Origin of the sequence: Bradyrhizobium arachidis, assembly GCF_015291705.1 — a bacterium.
Lineage (GTDB): Bacteria > Pseudomonadota > Alphaproteobacteria > Rhizobiales > Xanthobacteraceae > Bradyrhizobium > Bradyrhizobium arachidis.
The window spans coordinates 2,144,914-2,165,820 of sequence record NZ_CP030050.1 but is presented as its reverse complement, the minus strand read 5'-3'; the positions used below and the strand labels follow the sequence as shown (position 1 = coordinate 2,165,820).

General features: G+C 59.5%; 15 protein-coding genes. 3 read left to right on the top strand and 12 right to left on the bottom strand.

Annotation, left to right across the window (positions count from 1 at the left end):
* Positions 1-1,166: 1,166 nt before the first annotated feature.
* A complete protein-coding gene (locus tag WN72_RS10120; RefSeq protein WP_244553848.1) occupies positions 1,167-2,978 on the bottom strand; it encodes an NEL-type E3 ubiquitin ligase domain-containing protein in 1,812 nt (603 codons plus the stop codon).
* 847 nt (positions 2,979-3,825) lie between these two features.
* On the opposite strand from WN72_RS10120, the gene WN72_RS10115 reads away from it, so the two are divergent.
* On the top strand, positions 3,826-4,167 hold the full coding sequence (locus WN72_RS10115) for a hypothetical protein (protein ID WP_143130699.1): 342 nt from the start codon (positions 3,826-3,828) through the stop codon (positions 4,165-4,167).
* Positions 4,168-4,451: 284 nt separating this feature from the next.
* Here the strand turns inward: WN72_RS10115 and WN72_RS10110 are convergent, their stop codons facing one another.
* The 3 genes from WN72_RS10110 to WN72_RS10100 all read right to left on the bottom strand — a co-directional run bounded on the left by WN72_RS10110 (position 4,452) and on the right by WN72_RS10100 (position 8,032).
* Positions 4,452-6,071, bottom strand: coding sequence for a methyl-accepting chemotaxis protein (locus tag WN72_RS10110; RefSeq protein ID WP_092217738.1), 1,620 nt, complete (start codon positions 6,069-6,071; stop codon positions 4,452-4,454).
* A gap of 142 nt (positions 6,072-6,213) precedes the next feature.
* Positions 6,214-6,549: a hypothetical protein gene (locus WN72_RS10105; RefSeq protein WP_143130700.1), complete on the bottom strand. Its 336-nt coding sequence runs from the start codon at positions 6,547-6,549 to the stop codon at positions 6,214-6,216.
* A gap of 1,198 nt (positions 6,550-7,747) precedes the next feature.
* Positions 7,748-8,032 (bottom strand): hypothetical protein, encoded by a 285-nt coding sequence (locus WN72_RS10100; protein ID WP_143130701.1) that lies wholly within the window; start codon positions 8,030-8,032, stop codon positions 7,748-7,750.
* 562 nt (positions 8,033-8,594) lie between these two features.
* On the opposite strand from WN72_RS10100, the gene WN72_RS10095 reads away from it, so the two are divergent.
* Together WN72_RS10095 and WN72_RS10090 are read left to right on the top strand one after the other, a co-directional pair.
* A complete protein-coding gene (locus tag WN72_RS10095) occupies positions 8,595-9,212 on the top strand; it encodes a J domain-containing protein (protein WP_092217739.1) in 618 nt (205 codons plus the stop codon).
* A gap of 368 nt (positions 9,213-9,580) precedes the next feature.
* Positions 9,581-9,736, top strand: coding sequence for a hypothetical protein (locus WN72_RS10090; RefSeq protein ID WP_167380992.1), 156 nt, complete (start codon positions 9,581-9,583; stop codon positions 9,734-9,736).
* A 247-nt stretch (positions 9,737-9,983) separates the two neighbouring features.
* Here WN72_RS10090 and WN72_RS10085 read toward each other — a convergent pair whose 3' ends face one another.
* The 8 genes from WN72_RS10085 to WN72_RS10055 form a co-directional block, all read right to left on the bottom strand.
* A complete protein-coding gene (locus WN72_RS10085) occupies positions 9,984-11,018 on the bottom strand; it encodes a pectinesterase family protein (RefSeq protein ID WP_244553849.1) in 1,035 nt (344 codons plus the stop codon).
* A gap of 254 nt (positions 11,019-11,272) precedes the next feature.
* Entirely contained in the window at positions 11,273-12,565 is a 1,293-nt protein-coding gene (locus WN72_RS10080) for a glycoside hydrolase family 28 protein (RefSeq protein ID WP_092217740.1), read from the bottom strand.
* A 1,444-nt stretch (positions 12,566-14,009) separates the two neighbouring features.
* Positions 14,010-14,309 (bottom strand): hypothetical protein, encoded by a 300-nt coding sequence (locus WN72_RS10075; protein ID WP_092217741.1) that lies wholly within the window; start codon positions 14,307-14,309, stop codon positions 14,010-14,012.
* A 742-nt stretch (positions 14,310-15,051) separates the two neighbouring features.
* Positions 15,052-16,221, bottom strand: coding sequence for a Wadjet anti-phage system protein JetD domain-containing protein (locus WN72_RS10070; protein ID WP_092217742.1), 1,170 nt, complete (start codon positions 16,219-16,221; stop codon positions 15,052-15,054).
* Positions 16,222-16,223: 2 nt separating this feature from the next.
* Complete coding sequence (locus tag WN72_RS10065) at positions 16,224-18,593, bottom strand: SbcC/MukB-like Walker B domain-containing protein (RefSeq protein ID WP_092217743.1); 2,370 nt, start codon at positions 18,591-18,593, stop codon at positions 16,224-16,226.
* Positions 18,590-19,228, bottom strand: a complete 639-nt coding sequence (locus WN72_RS10060) for a DUF4194 domain-containing protein (protein ID WP_092217744.1) — start codon at positions 19,226-19,228, stop codon at positions 18,590-18,592. Before WN72_RS10060 ends, WN72_RS10065 begins: the two co-directional genes overlap by 4 nt.
* A complete protein-coding gene (locus WN72_RS47490; protein ID WP_244553864.1) occupies positions 19,218-19,553 on the bottom strand; it encodes a Wadjet anti-phage system protein JetA family protein in 336 nt (111 codons plus the stop codon). The genes WN72_RS10060 and WN72_RS47490 overlap by 11 nt, the downstream gene beginning before the upstream one ends.
* Positions 19,492-20,658 (bottom strand): Wadjet anti-phage system protein JetA family protein, encoded by a 1,167-nt coding sequence (locus WN72_RS10055; protein WP_244553850.1) that lies wholly within the window; start codon positions 20,656-20,658, stop codon positions 19,492-19,494. The genes WN72_RS47490 and WN72_RS10055 overlap by 62 nt, the downstream gene beginning before the upstream one ends.
* Positions 20,659-20,907: the final 249 nt, after the last annotated feature.

The window sequence follows — 20,907 nt, the reverse complement described above, 5'->3', positions numbered from 1 at the left end:
TGAAATTTTCAATGAGCTCCTCATCGGCCGAATTGCGCCCGCGCGTCCGGCCCGGCTGCCTTGCATAATCAATTCGTACATTCGTCGAAGAGACGTCAGGTTGGACGGCGTCGCGCGACGACTTTCCGCCAAGGGCCTGCCGATTCCCGACTTGAAGCGCGACCATAATCCGCGGCTTTTTCCGCTCTTGGCCGAGGCGGCAGACTCTGCGCCCGTAAAGCTGTAACGTGCGCTGCTGAACAAATCATCTCGCAAACTAGACTGCGGCACTTGCGCCGAAGTGGGAAGCAGCAAGCTGGGAATGTCTACGCTCCGTCGCGTGTCGCCTAGCGCACTCTCCCTGAAAGCGGAGTGCGGCTGCACCCGCATCGAACCGCCGAAATCGTCCCGCCGGACTGTTCGACCACCTCCTGCGGGAGGCCGCTCAGGCGAAACCGACTTGCTTTCATCAGACGGATCGAGATTCAAGTCCTGCAGCCGCCCTTCAGAGTCACCCTGCTTGCTTGGGCTGCCCGCTCGCTGCCCACTCCGCCCCTGAAGGGCGGCGTACTCTCGCATCCAGGCTCCTGCATCGAAGAATGGGTCAACAGGATCCATCCTGCTCTCCTCATGTTTGCGTTGACCCTGCAGCAATCCGTACGGTCTGGATTACGGCCAAATAGCAGCTCGTTCAGCAAGAGGCAGATTCTCGATTGTTTCAGCCGCAAGCTTTCGAAAAGCTGACGATATCAGGATACTGCTGGGCGCGAGGCTCGCCTAGGATAGGCACTCGCCTGGCCAGGGACGGCATCGCTCCAGTTTTGCCGCACCTCTTCGCCGGCCTTCAGTTCGAGCTGACGAAATTCCTCGGCGAGCGTAACAATGGATCGCCTATCGATCGTGCGCCAAATTCAAGCATCACCGCCCGAACAGTAAGCTGCCTCGTCAAACCGAGCCGGCTGGCTGCCGCAGCGCCTCGGCAACCGATGATTTCACCGCTGCGCGCCTTGGTCTCCTCGACAACTTTTCGACCGAGAATCTCTCATCACGAAGCGCGTTCGACTGGACGTAGATACGCCCTCGCCTGGCACGCGGGAATTTTCGTCACTCGGCAACACCGAAAGACCCTCATCGACGGGAGCGCATTGCCAAGGCGCAAAAGCACCTTGGCAGCGATGGCCGAGCCTTCACGATCGATCTTTAGGTACCGCCGCGGAGCAATAATAGATATCGCTGCGGCGGTTTGGGGGCCTCATAGTTCGAGGCCACGCTGTGCGAGCACACGTTGCATGACCTCGCCTTTGATCTCGCCAGCAATCTCGTTTCGGACTTGGTCTCCGAGCACCCGCTCGGCATCCGGATCGCCTCGAAGACCATACTCGGCGAGGCGCTGATCCAATCGGGTTTGAAACTCTTCGCCCATGGCGTCGCGCACCCGGTCTCCCATCGCGGCATGTTCGTCTGGAGCGATGCGCCTCAGCACCGTTTCCCAGGGTTGCCAGCGGCTTGCCATGTAGTCGTTGAAAATGGCTTGCTTCCCGCTCCCGGACCAGGTCGAGCGCTTCCGTCGCATCATCCTCGCTAACGTGAGAGACCTCTAGGAAGCGCATGTCAGGGGCGAGATGATTGAGCTCCAACGGCTCGCGCAGCCGATGTTGATAGGCCAGATAGACTTCGATGTCGTCTACGTTCAAGTTGCCGCTCGCGAGCGAGATGATCCTGTCGCGCGCGATCTCGTCCAACGCCTCCAAGCGGAAGGCGACACGTCCGCGCTGAACGAGATCGCCAAGCCCATCGTCATATACCCCGTCCTTGACGTCAGCGTTGATGCGCGCGGTCTGCATACCATTCCAGTGCAAGGTGACGCGATCCTCGCAGCTCGTGTTGGCTTCGGAAGCCTGTGCAAAGAACTGTTCGCGCAATGTCGGATTGGCGGCCGCGTGCCGTAGATCATCAGCCACTGCCTGCCGAAACTCGTTATTGCCGTAGTTGACCGTGCCTCGTAGCCTCTCCAGGAACTGTGCGTAGTCTTGGGCGCCGGGCTCATCCGCAAAGTGCTGCCATTCGGCCAGCGTGGCCGGGTCGTCTGCGAGCCAGTGTGCGGCAGCTTCATGTGGGGATTGCTGCGCAAGCTGCGGTGGCGCTTCAGCCGCCGCCGGGTGAGCGAGGACGTCGTCCGGCAGCGCGTTATCCTCCAATTCGAGGCTCTCCAGATGCGGGTAGTAGAGGCTATTATTCGGCACAAGAGCATCTAAAAGACCTTCAGGCAGGCTGGTCAGCCGGTTACCGCTGACATTGAGTGATTGCAGCGTGCTCGGAAGAGAGTCGGGAAGGCTTGCCAATTGATTGCCGCTGACATTGAGTTCAATGAGCCGCGAGGGGAGGAACTCCGGGAGATTGGTCAGCTGATTGCCACTGACCGCAAGCAAGGTAAGCCCGCTCGGCAGAGCGTCCGGCAGGCTGGTTAGCCGGTTGTCGTTTGCGTTCAGGATCTCGAGCCCGGCCGGAAGGTTTGCTGGCAGACTGGTCAAGCTGTTGTCAGCGACCTCCAGCTGAGAGAGGGTCGCCGGAAGATCGTCCGGCAAACTCGTCAAGCGATTATGGCTAATGAGAAGACGCTGTAGACCGGGTGGCAACATAGCGGGCAGATTGCTTAGCTCGTTGTGCCTGGCGCGCAGCTCCTGCAACCTTGGCGGCAGGGCGGCGGGCAGAGCGGTCAGCGAGAGCGAGGACAAATCCAGAGAGGGCGAGCCTGTGTCATCCGAATTCCTGATTCGTCTGCGCCCCTGTCGCCGATTCTCCGCTTCGCCCTGCCCCTCTTCGGCAACCCAATTGTCCAAGATCTGCGCGCGCGCGGAGGCTGGGGCCCGATAGCCTGTCAAGGTTTCGACCAAATTCGCGACGGCACGATTGAATCCGCCGAGGTAGCTTTCCTGCTCCACCTCTTCAAATGCGTCCCGGAAGGAAGCCGCGCTCCGCTGTGCGTGTCCTGTGTCCATCAATCTCTCCATCGTCAGAACTAACGAGTACACCTCCGCTTCCCAAAGCCGCGAAGCAGCTAGGTTCGCAGAGCAAATGATCATTCGAAGGCCTGTGCGCGTGGGCCGCGACTGCCGTCCAGCGCCTCTTCGACACAGGCCGATATGAGGCCAACCTGCACAACAGATCGATACTGCTGCCCGCAGTCTGCCATCTCGCTCGCCAGATAAGTCCGGAGATCCGTCAACGGTGGCAGCCTCCGCCCTTAGCAGGACCACCTGTCGATCAGCTGACGTGGGTCGGGGCAAAGGCACCCAGATGGGCTGGGCTCGCCACCAACGGCAAATACCAACACGGCATTGTCTTGGCACGAGAAAGGACCAACGCGGACGTTGGAGAGCGTGCGCTCTTGCTTCGCAGGCAGTTGGACAGAGGCACCGCCGCCACGCGCGGGCTTTATACTCGAGCCGCTGCTGAGTGGTTATGCGCGGAAACGCGTCAGTGGAAAATATCTTACGGTCGGGCATCGGCCAATCAAAATCCTGCACCCAAGGACATCCCAGATGCGTTGCCGTCGAGGCCACTTACGGCGACAGTCTGTCAGCTTATCGAAACCTAAGGTCCTAGAGCATTGTCACCGTGGGCTGAGTCTGCGCAACGCTGTCGTTGCGCTTGATGTGCTCTTCAATCGGTTGACCACTCTGCCCGATAGCCTCCCTGCTTCGCTCCGGCGTCTTGACGTTAGGAGCAATCAGCTGACCACCCTGCCCGAACTTCCGATCGAGTTCAGAGGCCTCGACGCGAGCTCAAACCGGTTGACGAGCCTGCCTGCGGTCCTACCTGCTGAGCTCGAGATTCTCGACCTCAGTGTTGCAGGAACTGCCGGAGGTGCTCCGTGCTTCGCTGCAGTTTCTCCGCGCCAGCCACAATCAGTTGACGAATCTACCGGAGACCGCACGCCTCTTCGCAGACGTCGAGAACGGCGCCTATAATATTCGGATGTATGAGTTCATTCGTGATCCGGTGGCGACGGATGCGACAGCGCGCACACGGCTTGTTGGAATTCCGGAGAGGCATCGCGCCGACAGTCTGCTTGCTGAGATCAAAGGGCGCCGAGTTGATGGCGGCCTGAACGCATTCCGGCAGGTTCGATTTCTTTCGCTCGAAGCCGCTGGAGCCATCAGACGTACAGTAACAGATGTCGCCTGACCAAGTTCGGAGCTGCCGCGAACGTGTTCCACCGCGGCATCTAGCTTTGACTTCGACCTGACGAAAAGCGGCAATCATCCCATTCATAGGTGCACTCATTCCACGCAAAGTGGCGCTTTGCACGAGATGGAGTACCTATTGTCGGCAGCTGCTGCCCTCAAGCCCTATTGGGGCTCTTGTCCGTCGGTCGCGCCCCCGAGAGGTCGGCGCGGAAAATACATCCGACCAAGATAAAGGAACATTGCGCACTGGAGCAGCGCTTCTTCAGAAGCGTCAAAGATTTGCTAAGCTTCCGCTACCCTGGCCAGGAAACTCTGCACTTCCAGCTTCAGACGATTGCTATCCTCAGCTAGAGACCTGGCAGCGGAAAGCACCTGCGTTGACGCGGTGCCCGTCTGATCCGCACCTCGATCGACTTCGGCGATATTTGTGGCGACCTGGGTCGTACCAATTGCCGCCTGCTGCACATTCCGGGCAATCTCTTGGTTTGCAGCGCCTTGTTGTTCCACAGCAGATGCGATGGCAGAGCAACTTTCTGAGATTCGGCCAATAACGCTAGTGACTTCTTTGATGCTTGCCACCGATTCCTTGGTGGATGACTGAATTCCACAAATCTGATCACTTATCTCCTTAGTCGCCTTCGCGGTCTGGTCCGCTAACATTTTGACTTCTGATGCAACGACCGCGAACCCTCGCCCAGCGTCTCCGGCGCGGGCTGCCTCGATTGTCGCGTTCAAGGCCAGAAGATTTGTTTGAGATGCAATTGTGTTGATGAATTGGATGACGTCACCGACCTTGCCGGCGGCCTCGGAGAGAGACAGAACGCGCTTGTCAGCGCTCGCGGCTGTTCGAACGGCTTCACTGGCAATACGAGCTGATTCCTGGACTTGCCGACCAATCTCATTTACGGAAATCGACACTTCTTCTGTGGCCGATGCAACGGACTGAACGTTCGCGGACGCCTGTTCGGAGACCGACGCTACAGCGGTCGAGAGTCGCTGTGTCGATTCGGCAGTCTTTGCCAGTGAGCGAGCCGACGCTTCCAGTTCTGTGGACGCCGAGGAAACGGTTTCGACAATTTCCCCGATGGCCGCGTCGAACGCATCTGCAAGCCCGCGCATGTCGGACTTTCGTTGCTCAGCAGCGATACGATCATGAGCAAGTTTGGCTTGGGTTTCCGCCTCCGCCTTCTCGGCCGACCTCACCTTGAACCTTTCGACCGCATTCGCGATCTCCCCAATTTCGTCCTTGCGACCAAGACCTTTGAGTACAACATCGAAATTGCCCTCGGCCAGCTCGAGCATCGATGCTGTCAGATTCCGGATCGGGCTGCTAATGCTGCGCGAGGTAAACACCGCGAGGAGGAAACCCAGCAGCAAACTGAGAGCGCCAAGGATCAAGGCTATCATCACGCCCAATCCAAGGTCATCTTCCGCCTTTAACGCAGTGGCTCTCGAAGCCTTCTCGTAATCAATCGCGAGCGGCTCTGAGAGTTCGTCAACCCGACCACCGGCGGCGAGTGCGGAACTTACGGCCGATTTCGCCGCGGGCGTATCTAGCGCGCTATTTCTTCCTCTAAATTCCTTCAGTCCGAGCGCCTTCGTTTCATCGTCCTCGATGGCTCTTTTGAGATCCAGCACTCGCACCCGGCGTCCTAAGTCCTTGGTGTCGGCAGCGAGATCCTCAAGCCGCGCAAATGTTCGCCTATAGGTGTCTGCGGCCTTCTCCCAATGCGACGGATCATCGGTTGCCAAGGCCATCCATACATGCACCCGAGCTTCAAATACTTGCTTTTCGATGCGCTCATCTTCGGCTACGTGGTCTTTTTGGCGAACCACAGTCGCCAACAATCCGTTCGCGCTCCGGGAGGTATGGATCGAGTAACCGACAATTGCGACGGACATCAGAAGAAGCGATCCAAACCCAGCTATCAATCGACCGGTGATTTTGATGTTTGCGAACACTTGTTGTGGCTCTCTGCTAAAGGGTGGTCGTCTTACCTCAAATGTACTTCAGCGATCCATCGTAAAACGAGGAACGTCAGCTCTAAAGGCTGGCAGATTTCCGTTTGGCGAGAGCAAGCTCTCGCTCGATTAGATCGAGATCCGCTTCCAGCCTGGCCCCAGCTGACGAATCGGCCATCTTATGTATGAGCGCTCGTATCTGACGATGGTTCTCCTCCAGCGTGGCAATCGCATGCGCGATCGTGAGCTTGGCGTTGGCGCGGGCGGCTTTGAGCCGCTGATTTGCACCTCGACCGGAGTCACATGCTATTGCGAACGGCGCTAATGGCGCATCACGCTTAGCAATCGCCATCGTTTGCATTGACTCAGTGCGCCGCATGGGCGCACCAGGTTGACGAAACTTCACGACATTGAGCATTTTGAACCTCGACCAAAGTGACTCAAAAATACGAGCGTCGCAGTCATGCGAATGGTTCTGCGGATAACTCGACTACATGCGCAGCGGCTGCGTGTTCGCTCCGGTTGTAAGTCGGCCAAAGTTAACAAATTTCTTTAAATGCAGGTCGTCCGCTTTGCGCGCATCAACGATTGACCGCATACTTCGTTTTAAATTGCAGGGTCCACTGGCAACACGAACGTTGAATTACCGCGCCCGCCACCTGAGCTGCGCAGAAAATCTTCGTGGCTTGCGACAAATCGCAGTCAAAACGCATTAGAGTATCTCCGAGCATGTACCACGTGGGTTCGAGCGGTTAATCCAGCCACCGACGACCCCGCAAAAAATTATTGCATTGCCGACAGGCAGTCGACGAAGGGGCATTGAGTTGACCGAAATCCAACGGCCCGGCTACCCCTCATGGTCGGCGCCCGCGCCGCATACCGCGCGGCATCCAACCCTATGTTTCTCGATATGACTTCTTACTGCGGGGAAGCTGGGCGTTTCGGCATCCGATGATGAGACGGTGCAAGCAGACGTGTAGGCAATGGGGCACTTGTACATGACAGACGGAAAGGTCCCCGGGGATCGCTCTTTCCGGATGCAAACCAGTTGTTTTGACGGGTTGCTGGCCGAAAGCGCCTCGCAGGCCGATAGCTGCGCCATCCTCTATTGGGTTCCTACTCTGGACCGCCGGATCACCGCAGATACTGATCTGCAAATAGAATGCGGGCGGACGGCGCGACAGGCGAACGCGACGCCCTCGGATCATGGTGACCTTCTATTGGGCACAGCTAGCGGCGGCAACGATGATTGTCGCCGTCAAGCCGCAGAGGAGGTGCGCAGGCTGGAGGAGAGTTGGAACCGATCATGGGCTTCGACCCAATGACGGATTCGCCCGATTGCAATTTCTCGTCCTGAGCGCGGTCGCTCTCTAGAATGGTAGAGCTGTTTCTTACAAAAGCATGGTCCAGGCTCTGCAACTTTTCGGGCAAATACAGTTGCGCTGCCGAAAGCCATCGCTCCACTGCGGGCCGGCAGCGCCGAATGCGCATAGGGTGCAACTCCGACAACAGGCGGGTTTTACTCATGCACGATGTCTGAAATGCTCTTCTGCCCGATCATTCAGGACGGATATCGCCGACTGATCGACACGATTATTTCATTTCGCTTGTTTGGCTCATGCATTCCAGTACCCGACGACGGCATAATCGAGATCCAATTTCTTATTCACGGTGCATGTCCCGTCGTCGCAAGCCGCCAAAAGCGCCAGGGCTCGAAAACCGTTGTCCAAAGGCGACATCGCCGCGCTGGGTGACGCTTCGGCACACGATGCTTTGAGGCAATTGGCGATAAATTGGTGTTTTATAGGATCCGGCTGCACCGACCCGCGCCGCAAACGAATCGCCTCGACATAGCCATTTAGAGCTGCATTCGGGACGTGGACCAGCGCTTTGCCACGCACCTCCTACAATCCCGGCTGCCGTGCCAGTGCCAGCATCCACCTGCCCTAACAGTGCGAATCGTTCGAGACTTTGCTGGGTCGGCTGGTGAGCAGGGGGCTTTGTCAGCGGCGGGCGGGTACTGTGAGTTGCATTGACCCGCGAACGAGCGGGGGCCGAATTCCCTTCAGATCGCGACATTGCGCTTTCTGTTTCGCTACGAAGACGGAAGACTTTTCGAGCTTCTAAACAAAATTAAGAAGACGCCGCTCGCGTTCCTCGCTGCGCAGATCACCGCCGAGCATTGCCCTTCGCTGGATCTTTGAGAGTATTCGCACCGGTCCTATTAAAGACGTGCGTGTGCAGAACCCGACAGCAAATTGCGATTGAGCTAATCTGAAATCGCAAAGAGATGATGGTCTGAACCAAGCTCGCGCGTCCTGGCATGTCCATTGCTAGGAAGTGCCTGTTACATCATGCGACTGACTGGACGCAAAGGCCGAGTCAGACCCGGCCTGCCGTCCAAACCAAGTCTCTAGCATAGAAGCGGCGCTGTAACTGCCGCTGCGCCAACGGAGCCAGGTCATGTTGATCGACACGTCCGAAATCTTCGACTCCATTCGCATCAATAAGCAGGAAGCGCAGGAGCGACAGCCCGCGGCGCTATGCGAATGGCCTGGCTGCCAGAACAAGGCTACCCATCCCGCGCCCAAGGGCCGCGACAATGCGCGCGCCTATTGGCACTTCTGCATCGAGCATGTTCGCAAATACAATCAGTCCTACAATTTCTTCTCGGGGATGGACGCCGAAGCGGTCGCGCGCTACCAGAAGGACGCGCTGATCGGCCATCGTCCGACCTGGAAGATGGGCGAGAACATCAGCGCACACAAAATGACCGGCAGCACTGTTAGTTTCGAGGACGACTGGCATACACTCTGCACGCTCGCCGAGCTGAACGGACGCGGCGGTGCCCGCCACCGCCCGAAGGCCAAGGCTGAGGCGCGTAAGATTTTCAATGGCGAGGGCAAAGCATTGCAGGTGATGGGTCTGAATGCCAATGCGACGCTCGGCGAGATCAAGGCGAAGTACAAGGCGTTGGTCAAGCAGCACCATCCCGATGCCAATGGCGGCGACCGCTCCACGGAGGATCGCCTGGTCGAGATCATCAAGGCCTACCAGTACCTGAAGACCGTGGTGCGCTAGAGCTCGCCCGTACATCTCAGCGGGCCTCAACGGCGCATCGGAAGTGGAGGACAGAACCATCCAGAGCTTTGCTCTGGCTACGCGGGCAGTTTGACTTCCCTGGCTAACGCTTTCCGGTGGCCATGGCGGACAATCGACGCGATGACCTGTTCGTTTTGCTCCGCGCAGCGGTCAGGAAGAAGGGCCGGAACAAGGGATGCGGCAAGATCCTGCGCACGTGGCGGCTGCATCGGCCCAGCGGTGAGCTCGTGGAAATGCCAAACGGCTCCTTCCACTCCTGACGGCTAGGTCGCTATTACCGCCGGTTCCACCTGAGAAGCTCAACAGGAGTTGCGCACGATCGATCCCTCCGTTGTTCGAGAGACAACATGAAAGAACAGACCTTTCCGGGGTTACTCGGCGGCTTCATGGAAAGGGTTTCGGCGCAGAAGCGAGCCGTCCAGGCCTATTCGCTCGCTGCCGCCGGATTAATGATCGGTCAAGAGGCCGATGGATCGCGGCGTTCACGGCCATTTCTGACATAGCCAGGGGCTGTAGCGCCCCTCGCCACCGACCTATCTCAAGGGCTCTGCCGATCGCCGCGAGGCAAGGCATGAACTTGATCGCGCTCCACACGTGCATCGCGTTCGTCAAGCACTGGGCTATCGCACGCAGTTGCGCGTTTTCCTGTTCGTGAGTAACCGTCTGGTGAGGTTTTCGATTGTCCACAAATATGGTGCCCAGCGCGATGTCGGTGACAGCTTACGCCGCCGTCATATCCGCGCTCCCCCGTCATTCATCCGACGATCGCCGGCGTCTCGTCACCGTTGCTTTGTCTTCGATCGATATGGTTCCCTTTGGCAGCCAATCTGTGGCGCCTCCGAAGAACACGCTCAGCGACCATCTCGCAGCTTCGTTATCTGTCAGTTGATGGGAGTGAGGCTCGCGGGCTGAGGGGTTGGCCCCGACGCCGAAGGATCTGTATTCAGCATAGTAGCTTGTCCTCAAGGTATCGGTCTTGCCGGGCGTCCATTCGCGCCACCCTTCCGCGATCACGGGGGCATCTATCTTCGCTGACAAGAAGACCACTGTGGCGTAGGGACGCCAAGGGCGGCCAAGTGCGATATAGCCCGCAGCAGGGGCGGCAGTTAACCTGCAATGATCAAAAACATAGCCACTGTCCTCATCCGGCGCTGCCTTGCTCTGAGCGGTATAGATGACCGCTTGATTAGCGATGCCGTGCAACTCACATTGCCGGAACCAGGCCTTGGCGTTACCAAAGATGAAATCGACATGCCCTTCGATGTAGCAGTTCGAGAAGTATTGTCGTGACATTCTGCCGTTTGGTCCCTTGCCGGCAAATAGCGTGTCCTGGGCACCGAGCAGGCGGACGCGCGTAACGACGTCCCTGTCTCCGGTAACGGACAGCGCTACCGCCTGCGAGGGGGGATTGGCCGGATTGAGGGCGTAGTCGTTCTGGATGGTCAGATTCTCGAGCCGCAAGTCATCGCCAGCGGCATCCAGCGTCGCCGAACGGGCGGTTCCTCCTACATTGATCGCGCCGTCGCCATATACAATGATCGTATCCTCCGGCTTCCTGCCAGTCCCTTCGAGATGAATGCCGGATTTGGAGATTTTGACCTTCTCGCGATAGACGCCCGGCGCGATCCGGACATTTCCGCCTTCCGCCGGCAATGCGTCGATGGCTTGCTGCACGGAGTGATAGTCTGCATTTCCAGCATGCGACACGAATAGTGGCTCAGCATACGCTGCCGGGATGCAGAAACATCCGGCCAGAAGCGCAGCGGAAGGCACGAAAATTCGCATGTGATCTCATTCTTCGTTGAGTTCGCGACACGCTCGACGCAGTCGATATGAGATACCGCCGCGGGATAGTCGCCGTGCATGGTCAAACACATTTTTTGCACAGAATCACAACCTGCACGTCACCTTCGTATTCCCGGCCCTGCAAACGTCGGACAAGTGCAACCAACTCGGGGCATGAGGCTGACCTTCGTCACACCGGTCATCTTGCCCCAGATGCGGAACTCAGCAGCGAGTTTGACACCGGGTGTAGTGCTTTACCAACCGCCGTCGCGGAATGCGCTGGAACATACCTCCGATCCGCGCCGCAGCGGCTTTGCAACTCGTCCGGGCAGCGGCGGTGATACGTCAGATGCGGTAACGTTCGCATGTTCAACTTGCCAAGTCGCGGAACTGGCAAATCGGACATCTTCGAGTGTCACGTCAAGTGCATGCCCCTCGTCTAGGCCGCGCATCAGCAACACACCGGTGTCGCCATGCACATGACGGAGAACGATTTGCCGATAGACCGGAATCCTCGTGCCTCGTGCGCGCGGATCATATTTTGTATCGAAAGCCACCGGCCACCTGTTGCCCCTCAGGCACACGTACTCGTAAGTCACGCTCTCTACCAGACCGCCTCGGCTAACATCGCTCTTGATGCGCAGGCCAGACGTCGTACCATCCAGCGTCAGATTACGCACCAATATGTCTCTGGCCCCGGAATTCACCTCACTGCCGATAGACATGCCATGCCCCCAGCCGAAATAATTATCAATGATCGAGATATGGCTGCTCGAGCCATTATCGCCGGCTTTGATTGCGACGTTGTCGTCACCCGTACGGATCAAGCTGTGGGTGATGGTCACATCCTGACCCGCGCCAAGATCGATGCCGTCGGTGTTGCGGGCATCCGCCGGCGAATCAATCGTGAGGCCCCAGAACGTGGCACCTTCGACCCTGCTCATCGCGACATGAAAATTGGGAGCGTTGCGCAAGGTGACACCAGAGAACGTGATGTCCTGCGCATGATCGATCTGGATCAAGCGCGGGGCGTTCTGTTTGCCGCCCTGAGCTTGGGCGCGACGCGCTAGCTGCCACCAGCTTTCCGCGCCGCCGCCAATAATTGCTCCACCCTGACCGTCGATGATGCCCTCTCCGTAGATGCCGCCGCCACGCGTTTTTGAAAAGCTGATGAATGGCCGGCAGCCGTCGCCCTTTTCCGCGATGCGGCCACATTGTCCGAGGCCCTTGTCGTAAGCAGCAGGTTCGGGAATGGCAATCAGCGTCGCACCGCGTCCGATCCATAAGGTCACGCCCGATTTCATGTCGAGTGGACCTGAGTGAAACTCGCCGCGCCCGAGATAAACTGCAGCCCCAGCGGGGCAATGTTCAATGGCATCTTGTAGGCTAACTGTATCGTTCTTGCCGGAAGGCACAGGGCGGTCGCAGACCGTATGAGGTGCAACAGGTTCGGCGATAGTCCGGCGGTCTTGCGCCTTTGCGGCAGGGCAGACAACCATGGAGGTGAGTATGGACAATAGGATCCAGTTGCGAAAACGCTTTATCATTGACCTGCTCGTGCTTTGTCGCACGCATCCTTGCCGCGTGCCTTTTCTGGTATTTGAGCGCTGGCTCGATCGAGCCGTCGCGCGCGTCACTGGCCCGCGCAAGATGACATTTATAAGACGCAGCGGAGGCTTCGACTTTGCGATCGCGCCGTAGCACCTTGCCTATGCGCGAAGAAGACGAAGCGTTGTGCGATAGTCCAAAATCCAAACAGCTTCTCGGCGTTCTCACAGAGTTTAAGCGCCTGAAGCGGCATCTCAAGTGCGGGTGAATCCGCACTCCGCCGCATCGGCGTTCGATCAAAGACCCGCCTACAAGAAGTGTCAGGAGCGCCCACGGTCACTTGACACCGTACAGCCAGGAAGGCGCACCGCAAGATTAGTAGCGACACGTCCCGGACGAACGCGGGGGATCAGCTTTCATGTCGGCGAGATCGAGGTCGAGCGCCGCAGGGTTAGGGACAAGAACTGTTCACCGCCTCTGGCCGCTAAACTTTATCCAAGGCGATCCGCTGCGCTTCGATTGAGCCCCGGCTACTTGGCCGCTGCCAGATCGGCAAGGGGTCTAAACATCCAGCACTCCAATCACAGTCGAAAATGCGGCGCGATATTTCGCGCCAGCTGGCGCTCGCTCAGCAAGGGATGGACGCGAAGCCGGTTCGCCGTAAGCCTGCCGCATCTAATTGCTGCTCAAAGGCGTCTGCTCCCGCCTGGTTCGGTTGATCGTCTGGAACGGCGTGCTGTACCGATGGCGGAGGTGCGGCATTGGATATGGCGCAATCGTGCGAGTCCATGCCAGCCTCCCCGTCAAGGATCACTGGGTTAGTCCCTAGACGGAGAAGCTTTCGAGAAGCTGACGAGGCTGCGGCCCGCCTCAGATCGCATTCTCACCGAGAACCCTGTTCCTGGCGTCTCACGAATTTAGGTGATCGCCGTTACCTGCCGTTTTTCGGTGAATTGTGATCGTATGCGGACATAGTCAGCCGGTTCTCATCATCCTTCATGCGATGGCCGTGAGGCATGGTCGGCTTCCGCGGTCAGCACCGTCCGTCACTCGCATGCCTTGCCCCACGGTGATAGCCGACCATCGCGTCATTGAACGCGCCCCTCGCGCCCCGTCCAGAGACGTCTACCGGTAATTTGAACACCTTAAGACGGACAAAACGACCGAATTGGCTGGCTCAAGCTGGAGAGCTTTGATATTCGATTTAGAACATCTGCTGAACAGCCCCGAAGCAGGAGGCTCTAGCCAAAGACGCGGCGATACGTCCCGTATGTGGTGCTACTCTGCGCACATTCCCTTGCCAACACACCGCGGTCAACCAAACGCGCCTATCGACAGGGCCGCTGTCCAATTCGCCCGCCGGGCGCGCAACCCCATCGCGTCACAAGATCTTCACCAATTCCGCGACAAAACCTTTCGCTGCCAACGTGCGCGGCAGCACTTTCAGCGGTCCCATGTTCGACTCGAAAACGTCAAACCAGCATTCTGATCAACAGGATCATCGAAGCTTCGGGATTTGCGCGGTCGCGCGTTACGTATTGAATTGTTCGCCGCAGGGTTGCGCTGGCGTTTATCGATCGATGATGAAACCGCTCGACGCTCAAGCCTCCTCTCGAGATCCGCCAATCCTTCCTTACATTCCTCGACAACCGAGTGGGCGCGAAGCAGCTTGACCTTGAGCTCGTCCTGTTGCCTGACTATTTTCTCGAGATCCCAATCGTCCTGCATCAGCTTATTGACCATCTGCAAAGCGCCGATTGAACGCCGCCGCTTAGCTTTACAAACCCAGACTCGGCATCTCGCAGATGCCCGCGCTTGAGCCCCACCCAAAAGTGACGCAACCAATGGTCCTGAGGTATAACGCTTTTACGTTGGCCTGCACCATCTTGTTGTGGACCGCCATTCCCCGCGAGCCCTTTACAAGACAATCGGATTCTGCCCGGCAAACTGGAGCGCGATCCGAAGATGTCAGAGTTCGCGGCGCAGCCGCATGGTTTGGAAAGCGCATCAGGAGACCTCTGCCACCAACCAACCGGGCAAGTTTCATCTGAATACCTCGACCGAATGCTGAAGGAGCATCATAGTCAGAAGTGGCTGGTCACATGTTCAAGCAACCGGCATGCCAATGCCGGTTGAGCGTTTTATGAAGAACCGATGTCGGTTTTCCCGTAGCACGTAGTTGCAGGCGGTGCTGTTGTCGCGTTTGAACAAACCACGTCTTGAACGAGACATCCGAAGCCGCAACCACGACGTCCACAGCAGCGCTCACCATGGCAGCGCTCAATAGAAAAGATTTTGCGTGCGGCGGCCAGAATGCTCCCACCATTTTTGATTGGTGCGTTGTGTCGAAGCACGGCAAGGAGTCGCCCCGCCCTACTCATGGCGTTCGCGCTGCGGAACGCAGGTGTTGTTCACAAAGGCCGACGGAGGTCGTCGGCCGAGCAAGCTCATCGGGATCGGCACCGCGTTGATCCGCGCGCATTTTCTAATGAAGCTCCGGCAGGACTGGATCGAGTTCTTCCTGCTCGAGCGTCTTGGCTCCATCTTCCGCCAGGTACGCTGCCAGAGCCGCGATCCCGGAGTTCGGTGGACATCGAGCGGGTGCCGATTTTTTGAAGGGCACTTGTCCCAAGCGCTCGGCGACTTCGACGCTCATGAGGTGGGGACGGATCGGTCGATCGACGGCGCGCTCGATGGTGTGGAAGATCCAGGTGCCGTCCGGATCGATGTCCGACCAATGAAAGATCGGCGTCTGTTCGAATACCAATCCTGCGATGGTCCGCAGCGCCTGCTGGGTGGCAAGCGAAGGGTACCCGCCGACATACATGGTCGTACCTAACCGGCCGGGGTCCGCTTCGGCGATGTGCCGGTTGAAGCTTGCGAAATTTTCGATCGTCAGAACGTAGGCCGGCGGCTCCCGGAAGCGGACGCGATCTGCTTCCTTGGGACTGATCCCGAGATAATGCGGAGAGATACCGGACAGGTCGGCTCCATCAAGGTCGATCTTGCCTGCGATCAGAAGCGGCGGGGCAAAACGCTCCAGTCCGATCGCTCGCAGTGCCTCGCGGGGGCGGGCACCAGGCGGAAAGTCCATTACGCCGCTCAAAAGCCGGACCACGGCACCCTCGATGCGCTCGAGTATCTTGCTGTGCCCCACCGTACGTCGCGAGAAAGTTTTGTAGTCGACGTCCAGATGCTTGTTATCGAGGATCGCCTGGGCGAGAACGAATGCATGGCGCAGCGTGTCGACCTCGGACGAACCGAATCCGTGCCACGTCTTACCCCGCGCCCACACCTCCGCGATTTGAGAGCCGCTGTTCTTCAGGGACTCGTTCAGCGCCACTCCGGCTACAAGCCGCGCGGCGGCGTCCTCCGCGATGCGTGACGCCGGCGTGCGGTCGAGATATCGGTATGAGATCTCCGCTGAGGCCAACCTCACGTGCGCCACTTGGTCCCGCTTCGCGCCGCGCCCCCAGCCGATGGACACCGCGCCGGCACTTTCGGCTTTCCTGATCTGGTTCAGAAACGCGTCCGCCGCGACTACTGACGAGAAAGCGGCATAGTCGGGGTGGGCGATTGGACTTGCGGCCCCGGCCTCGAAGCGATCGAGCAGGTCGTTCAGAAGGCCGATCGCGTCCGTGAAACGTCGCGCCATGACTACTCGGCGGCCAGACGGGTGCCGAGCTCATCTTCGGACATCAGGTCCGGATCGATGGCCATTAGTTCGCGCTTGGCCTTCTCTTTCAGTTCCACCACAGTGGCCCTGGACTGTTCGCCGATGCGGTCCACCTCCACGATGGTGTCCATGTGCTCGAGCACGGCGACCCGCTTCTCGAACGGCGCCGCGATCACGAACTGGAGCCCCAGGTTCTTGTAGAAGCTCATCATCTGCCGCTGGTTCTTGCCGTCCATCTTGGAGAAGGCCTCGTCGAACATGGCGAGGGCGAAGCCGGAGGGCTTGCCCGTGCGACGCTCGGCGCTGCCGTAGACGGCGGCTAGCGAAGCGCCGATGGCGACGTAGATGGGCACCTGCTGTTCGGCGCCGGATCCGGTGCCGCGCCGCTGCTCCCAGCGGGTTGAACGGCCCGTAGCGACATCCTCCATGTGAATCTCGAAGGTGTAGAAGTTGCGGTAGTCCTCGAACTGGGTGAAGTCCTTATCTGGATCCTCGAGCAATACCTCGAGCGCACGGATCGTATCTTTGTGCGGGAAGTCATCGGGCGCGTCGCCCCGGAACAGCATATCCAGCGCCTCTGGAGAGGTTTTGGCAATTTCGATGATCTTCAGGATGGGCTGGAATTCCACGACCTGGGTGCGGTGGAATGAATAGCGCTCGTTGTGGAAGGGATGTGCGTAGAGACTGCGGTTCAACGACTGCAGCTCCCGCTCCATCTTGCCGATCCGGGCCGTGAGTGCGTTGATGAACTCGCCGCGCAGCAGGGTGGAGGCCTTTTCCGCCGCTTCCCGCGCCTGCCGTTCGTACTGGCGCAGCGCCTCGGCGGCTCCTACCCATTCGGGCTCGGCGACTTCGATGATGTCGCAGAGCACGCGCGGGGCCATTCCGCTCTGCCGCAGCCTGCGGCAGAGGAGTTCAGTGTCGTCGCCGAGATAGGCCCGTGCCCCTCCGGCGGCGTGCTGTCGGATCCGTTCGAGCACCTCGTCGCGCCGGCCTCGGAGCCCGGAAAGCTCCGCGATGATCGTTTGACGCGCTTCGTCGATCTTCGGCAGCCATTTCGTGCCGCTTGCGGCGAAGGACTTCTCGGCCGCGGAGAGTTCGTCGGAGACGTGCCCGATGTCGGCCCCGGCGGTGGCAGTCAGAAGACGCTCAAGCGCAGGAACGAAGTCCTCGAAACCGTCCGCGCACATCGCGCGGAGCGGCTCCAGGCGACGGATGTTCTCCATACGAGCCTTGAAGTCCGCCGAGGCGCGGTGCGCCGCCTGCCCAGCCACATCGGCGGTCTGCTGCAGGGACTTTCTGCCGGTCTTGGCATCGTGCTCGGCGATTGCGGCCGTGAGGCGTTCGATCTCGTTATCGATGGCCTTGACGTCGTCGTCGATGAATTCGAGTTGTTTTGCTGCGGCGTCCCGGCGCGCCATCTCGGTACGCCGCTTGGTCTTGAAGTCCAGGTTTGTCGCGCGTGCCGCGAGCCAAGTCGCGCGTTTTGCGATCCACTCCTCCCTGAACTTGGTCTCGAGCGCTTCTTCAAGCGTGCCGAGGACGACCCGAAGCGCCCTCAGGGCTTCGAGCCTGAGGCGCATCTTTCTAATGGTTTCGCTGATGTTGCGGTATGTCTGGATCGACTCGCGCAGCTCCTTGATGCCGATCGGACTGTCCTCGAGGATGTAGTTCCGCACGAACTGTGTGGCCGTTTGGTTATGGTCGAGCGTCATCGCGTTGACGATTGATTTCTGCAAGGCGCTAGCGTTCTGCTCGCCATAGGGCGAATGCGGCAGAAGATGGCGCATGTACTCGCGGACGTAGTCGCTCGCCCGGTCGCGATGATTGACGAAGTTGCCCTCGCCGACCGCCGCGACGATCCGGGCGCGCACGTCCTCCCACGGCGCCGGGAATTGCGACTTTCCTCGCTGCTCGATGAAGTCCTTGGAGCTCAAAACGGTCCCGACGGCGACGAACAGTGCCAGCACGGTCTCCCTGCTGTCGGACTTGCGCGCCTCAAGCGCCATGCCGATCGTGACTGGCGGTCGATCGCCTTCCTTGTCTTCGAACCCTAGCGCCACGTAGGTGCGCGCCTCGTCGCGCCGGCGCTGGTCTTCGCCGAGCGTCCCAAGGCAGTAATCGACGACGCTGCGCTTCGAGCCGCTGCGCGATTTTCCGCTGTCGCCGGCGACCGCGTTCAGGCGCAAGAACCGCCGGCTCCCGCCGGTGAGAACGACCTGTGCCATGTCGAGGATTGTCGATTTGCCGGACCGGTTCTCGCCCAAGACCCCGACGTGTCCTGTCACGTCGATGTCGGCGACATCGAACAGGTGCCAGTTCACCATCGTCAGGTGGCGTAGCTCCATCATGCCTCGTCTCCTGCCGGCTGCGGAAACCGCGCCTCCTCACTACGGACGTAGCGCTCAAGCCGTTGGAGGGCATCGCCGCCACTGATCAGCTTGATCATCGGGCGGATCCTGATCTCGCAGTCCTGCTCCTCGTCGTCAAAATCACCGATCTCGACCAAACTGCGTTGGGCGGCCTCGCGCAGGATGTCGCGAAAGCGGGCGGCCGAGATCGCGCCTCCGCCGCCGTGTTGCGCCATCTCGCGGTAGCGATCGAACAGGTCGTTCAAAGTGGCCACTACCACGGCCCGGTCCTCGACCGCTCCGACGTTCACCTCCTGCTGCCAGTATGCCGCCAGCACCAGCACAACAATGGTTTCGTCGAGCTTCATTCGAGGCAGCGACACGTCCTCATCCATGGCGACGATGCCGGCCCACTGCGCCTCCGGATCGCGATGGACGCGGTATCCGCAGCTATCGAAGAAGCCGTCGACCACGTCGCGGAAGTGGCCATCCATGATCGTGTTGTAGACTGTTCCAGTCCGGGGATCTCCCGCGAACACGAACTGCCGCCGTAGCAGGAAGTGCAGCGCTTTGCGGAGGTCGGCTGCCTTTTCCGCGCCGAAGGAGCGCTCGACGTTTTCGAACTCACTGAGCACGGGCTGCCTCTGCTGTCCGGAGGGGGCCGGATCGCCTGACCACGAAGTTCGCACACCGAAGCCATTCGCTGTCGTGGGGCGGCGTGTCTGGGCGCGGCTCCAGATCGAACCCGGCCGCGACCTGCGCCGGAACCTCACCCGTTAACGCATATCGGCGGGCGCAATCGAAGGCGAGAAAGTCGTCCACGGTCTCGATTTCCATGAAGCGGGCTTCCTTGGTCGCGAATGGCGGCACCTGGCCCTCGAGAAATCGTCTGACATCCTCAGGGCGGGGCGCGATGCGAGCGATGTACTCGAGGCGGAGCTTCTTCCGCAGTTCGTACAGCGGGTCCGACGGGGGCCCTGCGAGCTCCCTCGCTTCGACCGGGACGGCGCGGCTGCCTGGCCGGGGCCTGATGGTGCTCCGACCAGGGGGACCGCAGCGGCTCGATGCTCCATTCGATAGTCGCCTTGTGGTGTCTGCCGTCCCGCAGTAGGGCATCCAGGCGCCGCACCAGGTCGCCGGCCCGGCCGACGAGTCCCTGCCCGCCCCGCTCCGCGTACTTAATGGTGTTGCGGACCCGGGCTTCGAGTTGCCTGCGGAAGGCCTCGATCCTATCGAACATCTCCCCGATCTGATCGAAGATGCTTTCGATAGCCAGCAGGTCGTCCGCCGCGGCCATTCGACCGTCCTCGATGTCGGCTGCCATGCTGGAAGCTGTGTACTCCTCGGCGAGGACCTGCATGGTTTCTGGGGTGTAGGATATCCTCCGTGCGAGATCGACAATGGCGTCTCGGAAGCGGTACGGATGGTTGACCGTGAGGATGGACTCGAAATCCTTCAGCAGGAGCTGCTCGACGAACTCCTCGAAAAAGGCTTCCAGCCGGGTGGCGATGGTTTTCGACTCCATGACTGTCCGTCGGACGCGCTTCAGGTCGGCGAGAATGGCTCGCAGGCTCCTCGTGAACTGGTCGGCCTGATTGCGCGCCTCGCGGACGGCGAGCGCGGCTTCGCGCTGCTTGCGGTCGGTGATCTCGGGCCTCAGTTTTTCGACGGCCTCCAGGTTGAGGCGTATTTGTACGATCAAGCCGCCGAATCTTTGCGAGAGATCCTTGTTGAGGCTCGCGAGCCGCTGGATCACGAGCAGCGGTCCCATAGCCATGTCAACGGTAACGCGAAGCCCGTATTCCTCCTCTTCAAGCCATCCCCAGGCGAGCAGCCGGGCGTACAGTTGTCGGGCAAGACCGAGCGCCTTGTCGCCCTTCTCGGAAGTGAGCGCGACGTCGGCCTTCCGGATCCGGCGGCGTCCCGCGGAGATCATTTCCGGCAGGCTGCCGAAATCATCGCCTTCGTTCCAGAGGGCGGGGTTGGCGCGCATGACGTCGTAGATGGCATGGACAACCTGCTGGGGGGGGCGGAAACGACGGTGCGCCTGAAAAGAAGCGTTCATGGAGGTCGAGCAGACAGGCCGCGTACAAGTGCTTGTGATCGCGCGAGAAGGCTAAAAACGCGTCGTCATGCAAATGGCGGAACAAGGACAATCGCTATCACTCCCTGAATCGGCATCATCCAAAAAGGGATGCAGCTTGCCGCCCGCACTCAGAATCTGCCTAGGGGATACCCCAGTCGAGATGTATCGCAAGGCTGCTGCAACTGCAAGGACATGTTCACTGTATGTTCGTACATAGCTTGGCAAAGA